The organism is Mucilaginibacter sp. P4_G9 (assembly GCF_056400985.1).
In genome coordinates, this window is sequence record NZ_JBFUKF010000685.1 from 1 (window position 1) to 1,665 (window position 1,665).

Annotated in this window: 1 protein-coding gene and 1 pseudogene; both read right to left on the bottom strand. The window is 36.0% G+C overall.

Features of this window, described 5'->3' with window-relative positions:
- Nucleotides 1-476: pseudogene (locus AC1DPZ_RS26715) on the bottom strand (hypothetical protein); the annotation flags it as partial.
- Between the two features lie 170 nt (nt 477-646).
- A complete protein-coding gene (locus AC1DPZ_RS26720; RefSeq protein ID WP_477409218.1) occupies nt 647-1,216 on the bottom strand; it encodes an RNA polymerase sigma factor in 570 nt (189 codons plus the stop codon).
- Nucleotides 1,217-1,665: the final 449 nt, after the last annotated feature.

Consider the following 1,665-nt stretch of genomic DNA (forward strand, 5'->3'; position numbering starts at 1 on the left):
GAATAAGTAACTATTCCGTTATTGGCTTGACGAATTACCATATTTTTTTGTTGGGCCAACTGACCATTATGTTTTGAGTCAAGTACTATCTGTTGGCCGCTGGAAAGTGTCAGTGTAGCCTTGTTAMCTATTGGTGCAATATCATTGTGCTGAATATGTACTATTTGTTGGGGTTTAGGCTGATGCAATAACAGATAGCCCCCAAAAGATAGCGCTAACGTGATGGATGCAGCTACAGCAATTCGTGGCCAAATATTTATTTTTTTAACCGGCTTTATTTCTGAATCTATAAAATCATCAATATTCAATTTCATTGATGATTTTAACCGGTCCTTTTGCTTTTCATCTAATAAAGCAATCACATCTACATCGGCCATAAAAAAGGTGTAATAGGCATGGAGGAAGTCTTCTTCTTCCTTGGTTGCATTGCCTTCAAGGTAGTTAGTAAGAATTACTAAAAACAGCTCTTTTGTCATCGGTTTATAAATATTGGTATATACATGAGACATTAAGTAAGAAAAATCCCACATGGAAAAAAAATATTTTTTATCCCCTTTTGATGTTTCTGTTTTTTGAGGCTGGAGCGCCAATAAACAGAAAACTCACATCACTTTATAGGTTATCAAACAAAGGAAATTCTTAGCAATTAACGGAGTGAAATAAGAAGAATGGCAATAGATGCCAGTGAACTTCTGAGCAGAGTTAAAGCTCTTGTAAGTTGATTTTGCACAGTTTTTCGGGAAATATTGAGTTGTTGGGCAATTTCAAGGGTCGACAAATCCTCGTGGAAACGCATTTCATATATTAGTTTCTGAGCAGGCGCCATGGATTTAACCAGCAACTCATAGGATTTGACCAGTTCTTTTTGCAATATTAGTGCATCAGCTTCGGAACAGAATGCCCTTGCCTCCAGAACTAAATCAGAAATACAAATAAACCGACTTTCTTTTTTCAGGAACCTGAATATATTATTGCGGACCGAGCTAAACAAATAGGCTTCAAGATTTTCAATGAGATTCGTTTCACGATGGGTCCATAGGTAGATAAACACTTCCTGGGTAATATCTTTTGCGACATCAGCATCGTTTAGTTTTTTAAATGCCTGAGAATATACACTATTCCAATGTCTTTCATACAGTTCAGTAAACGCCGTTCTGTCGCTTCTTCTTACTAAAACGAGCAATTCCTTATCAGTATATCCATCATATCCGGACATTGGGCTTCTTTAAATTAGGGTTAAATTGGTTTTGAAATTAATATTAAAGCTACGCAATTGTAACGAAAATGTTATAATAATTTACACACTGTAACTATTTATGTATAGCAATCAGAAGTTAACTCATCCTTTTCCCTTCTATGGCAGTTCATACTTTATGTTTGCTAACATTTGTAGCGCCAAAACAAAAACGATCTTTTACCCAGTAAAATTAATGCAATATCAAATATTTTGGTTTGTTTTTTTGGCTGAGCAAATACGTGGTAACAACAGTAAAAGAACAATATCAGTTTTCTCGTTACTTCACCCATACCAACTTCACRAGCCCCAACAAACCAGACGGCGGCAATTTTGATTTGGCATTGTAAAATGGGATGGTGGAATAGGTTATTTTTCGCTTCACATCAGCCTGCTGGTCTCCAATTAATCTGTTTACCCAAAGATTAGTG